This window comes from Dietzia sp. B32 (assembly GCF_024732245.1).
Classification (GTDB): Bacteria; Actinomycetota; Actinomycetes; order Mycobacteriales; family Mycobacteriaceae; genus Dietzia.
Genome location: NZ_CP093845.1, coordinates 3,710,801 through 3,715,093, shown reverse-complemented (window position 1 = coordinate 3,715,093; position 4,293 = coordinate 3,710,801). Strand labels below are relative to the sequence as shown.

The window sequence follows — 4,293 nt, the reverse complement described above, 5'->3', positions numbered from 1 at the left end:
ATCGACCCGTTTCTGTTGGTCCGGGGTCGCCCGGTGGAGCTGCTCGGTCTCGAGGTGATTGGGGGTCCGGGGCGATCAGATATCGGGATCGCAGGCCGGAAACCCGGTCGCCTGTGAGGCGGCCCGTGCCGCCGCCGCGGGCGATCGTCAGTGCGCGGAGTCGGCGTGCGCGGTCTGCTGTGCTTGCTGCGGGACTGCCGAGGCCCAGCTGATCTGAGCCGGCCGGGTCGGCAGCGGCTGAAGCATCCACGGGACGGGGCGAGTTGTGTCCCCTGCTGAATGTCCGGCACCGTGGTCACGCGTCACGCGTCACGGGGAGCGCGCACTGAGCAAGGGTGGGCGAGGCGCCCGGAGCCCATGGCGCCGGCCTCGGACCTGAGTTGGACCTCTTGATGGGTTCTGGGGGCCACCGGCGTTCATCATTGCTGGTCAGCGGAATTCGGGTCAGAGTTTCGGGGCACTAGCCGGGCTGTAGGTTGTGGGTGTGAGCCCGTTCGTGCGGAAGGTGAAAACGTCGTCGGGAGCGACGGCTGTGCAGATCGTGGAGAAGATCCGCGGCCAGCGGAAGATCTTGGAGCACATCGGATCCGCGCACACCGAAAGCGAGCTGGCGGCGTTGATCGCCGTGGCCAGGGGCAAGATCCACGCTGGTCAGCAGCCCCTGGACCTGGGCTCGGAGCCGGAAGCGCAGGTCCGTTCCGGCGGGGAGGCGGTAGTGCGCCGACACTCCAGTGAACTGCTGTGGCAGACGTTGACCAGCACCTTCGACGCACTCGGCTTCGATGCCGTGGCCGATGAGACGTTCAAAACGCTTGTGTGCGCCCGGCTGGTCGAGCCGACCAGCAAACTTGATACACCCCGTGTCCTGGACGACATCGGCGTCGATGCTCCACGGCTGTCGAGCATCAAGAGGTCGCTTGCTCGCTGCGTCGAGCGTGACTATCGCACCGTGCTGGCAACCGCGTGCTGGGAGCACGTCACCGCCGCCGGCGGCCCGGGCGCTGCCCTGGTGTTGTACGACCTGACCACGCTGTACTTCGAGGCCGAGAAGGAAGACGGCCTACGCAAGGTCGGCATGAGCAAGGAACGCCGCGTCGACCCGCAGATCACCGTGGGCCTGCTGGTGGCCCGGGACGGGTTCCCGCTGGATCTCCACGTGTTCGAGGGCAACAAGGCCGAGACCAAGACGCTCATTCCGGTCATCAATGCTTTCCAGCAGCGCCACCAGGTGAGCGACACTGTCGTCGTCGCCGATGCGGGCATGCTCTCGGCGGCGAACCTCAACGCCCTGGAGGACGCCGGGCTGTCGTTCATCTTCGCATCCCGCACCTCGAAGGCGCCGAAGGAACTCGAGGACCACTTCGGCCGGCGTGGCAACGCCATCGAGGACGGCGAGGTCGTGGAACTGACTCGTTCGATGGGCCAGGGACGGGATCGACGCGACCGGAGGGTGGTGTGGCACTACAAATGGCAACGTGCTCAGCGGGATCGCCGCACGCTCAACGCGCAGATCGACCGCGCCCAAAGGGTTGCTGACCGGGCGGAACCGCTCAAGAAGCAGCGGTTCGTGAAGGTCACCGGCCAAACCGTCGCACTGGACGAGGCGTCGATCGAGCGGGCCCGCCAGTCGGCCGGCTACAAGGGCTACGTCACCAACATCGACCCGAAGATCATGGATGGCCACGCCGTCGTAGCCGCCTATCACGATTTGTGGAAGGTCGAGCAGTCGTTCCGAATGGCCAAGTCGGATCTGAAAGCACGGCCGATCTTTCACCGCACCCGCGACTCGATAGAAGCACACCTGACCATCGTCTTCGCGGCCCTCGCGATCGCCCGTCACCTGCAGAATTGCACCGGCATGTCGATCAAGAAGATCGTGCGGATCCTGCGTCGAATCCATACCGTCGTCATCGACGTCGACGGACACGAGCTCACCGCCCGCACTCCGCTGGACGACGACGCCCAAGCCATCACCAGCGTCATCTCAGCGGGGCACTAAGGAGGTCCAACTCAGGTCGGAGTCGAATCTCACGTAGCCGGCCTCGTCGATGACCATCCGTGACCGGTGGGCGAGCACGCGCACCGCGGCCTCGAGCGGGTGGCAATAGCGTTCTACTCGCTGCGAGAGTTCCAATTGGGTGTTGCCGGCTCCGGGCGAATCGAGCAAAACGATCGTGTCGGACTTGCTGAACTCGATCCTCGTCGCGAAGTTCGCTGACTGATCTCTTCTCACGCTTGACCGATGTTCCGGATTGCAGGCCTCAAGAGCCTTGGCTCGCGGCGAGCGGGCCGTTTTAGTTCGGGCCACATTGCCGGAAGCCTCCCGGTCGTCGGCCGGCCGACGCGAGACGAAAACCTTCAGGGAGTAATCGTCGGTTTCGCCCTGCGTGGTGACGGGTTCGCGAGAACCTCACGGACACGTCAGATCGGCGAGGTCCTGTGCACAGGGGCGCCGATGGCGCCTGGGATGAGGGGACCTCGTCCGTGCAGCCATCTCTGGACGCAGCGCATCGTTGCTGGCGCGTTCAAGGACGTGGGGGAGTCGCCCCGATCGGTCAGCGTGATCCTCCCGACTGGCAATGAGATCTTCGGAGATTGCTAGCGGTCCCGTTGTCGGCTCGCCGTGCGGCAGGTGAGCGGCCGGTTCACGTCGTCTGGGGCACTCACTGTTCAGGGGTGGGGCGAGCTCTGGCCCCTGTTCGATTTCCATGGCGCTCGAGCGGGGCCCGGGGGCCGTCTGCTGGCTGTCGACAACCCTGGCCGGGTGCCCTGTCACGCGGAGGTCGACCGAAGAGTTCACCGAGTCGATACGGACGTTGTGGGCCGGAGCCAACTGACTGTGACCCGGATGCCGGGGAGTTCGGCGGAGAGGTGACTATGCGGCCCCAGTCGCCGACCACAGTGTCGACCGCAGGCTTTCTCGACGCGCGCACGGTGCTATACCCATCAGTGGAAAGTGGTACCCGGGCGCTCTCATCACCACCCGGTGGGATCCGCACTCCGGCCAATCATTGGTCGCACTGCCCCGTCTGGCCGGACTTGCGCTCGGTACCGGCAGCCTTGCATCGTCCGCCTTGTCTACCCTGCTGAGTCCGGGGCGGACATGTCCCACACGATTCTTGCGGGGCATCAACGAGTGCCCCTGCTTTCACGATCCCCGGCCTTCGCGCTCTCTGCTGGATCGTCAGGCTGTATCAGCGACGAGTGTGGGCCCGCTGGCCCACAGCAATCACCCAATGCCCCTGCGCCGCTGGCTCGGGAGAGGTGACCGTTAACTCGTGGCCCGGGGGGTCGGTACTCACTCGGGCGTCGACTCCTTCCTGGCGGCTCGCGGAAATGCAGGAGTCAGCCCGTCCCGCCCCCGCACCAGTTGCGCCGCGACCTATCGGATCGGGTCCTCGAGGTGCGTCATCAGGATCGGCGTCTCGCCGATCCTGCTCGGGTCTCTACTGTTGACTAGGATTCCTCGTCTGCTCGAGGTCCACCCGGTCGGTTTCACCAGTGTTGTTCGCGCGGCGGGTAGCGACGTACCTCCACAGGACGAGGCGGATCCTCTCCAACTGGCCTTGATCGTCGGCTCTTGATGAGCCGTCCTCGAGATACCGCGGTCCCCTCTGTCGGAGACCCATAGTGGCCAGGGCAGTCGGGATCGCACGCCGCGGCCCATCGTCGGGAATTGACGGGCCACCGGAGGCGCCCGGGGTGGTCGTTACGCAGGGTGTGTCGGTGCCTGCGAGCGCGGAGGCAGCACAAGCGACGGTGGGAAGGCCGCCGGCGGGGGTACCCGGAAGAACGTCCCATGCGTCTGTGGCGTCGCAGACTGGTGGTGATCACTACCGGTTCGCGTACGCCGACTCATCGGGTGCGACGCGAAAGAGACCATCGCGAGCGGCGGGGGAGACGCTTGTGATCTACCGAGACTTCCCCGTAGCCCATACCCGGTGTTCCGCGCCGTCTTAGTGACGGGCGGGCAGCGGGCGACAGTTTCCTGGATCGACCGGCCCCGAGCCGTCGACGCCTCCTGGCTCAACGACGCCCAGCAACGCCGACGCCACGCTCTGGTGCGCAGTCCCAGACTCGATCCACAGGCCGACCCCGACGGAGAGTCCGTCGAGGGAAACGGACCCGGTGGCGCCGTCCGCCCGCCGCCCGAGCAGGAACCTCTGCCGGGTGAGGGATGCATACAGCGGCCCGGTGAGTCAGGCCGCTCCCGGGCGCGTCCGAGAGAACCACCAATCGCAGCCGGCTACTTCCCGAGGTACCGGGCGATGTCCTGCTGCCCGTGATTTGCGG

Annotated in this window: 2 protein-coding genes; one reads left to right on the top strand and one right to left on the bottom strand. The window is 66.0% G+C overall.

Annotated elements, in window-relative coordinates; genetic code table 11:
- The first annotated feature begins 484 nt into the window (after positions 1–484).
- Positions 485–1,999 (top strand): IS1634 family transposase, encoded by a 1,515-nt coding sequence (locus L8M95_RS17455; RefSeq protein WP_260487313.1) that lies wholly within the window; start codon positions 485–487, stop codon positions 1,997–1,999.
- Here L8M95_RS17455 and L8M95_RS17450 read toward each other — a convergent pair.
- The gene (locus L8M95_RS17450) at positions 1,985–2,233 is read right to left on the bottom strand and encodes a hypothetical protein (RefSeq protein ID WP_260487311.1); all 249 of its coding nucleotides are present in this window, start codon (positions 2,231–2,233) and stop codon (positions 1,985–1,987) included. The genes L8M95_RS17455 and L8M95_RS17450 overlap by 15 nt on opposite strands.
- Positions 2,234–4,293 lie beyond the last annotated feature (2,060 nt).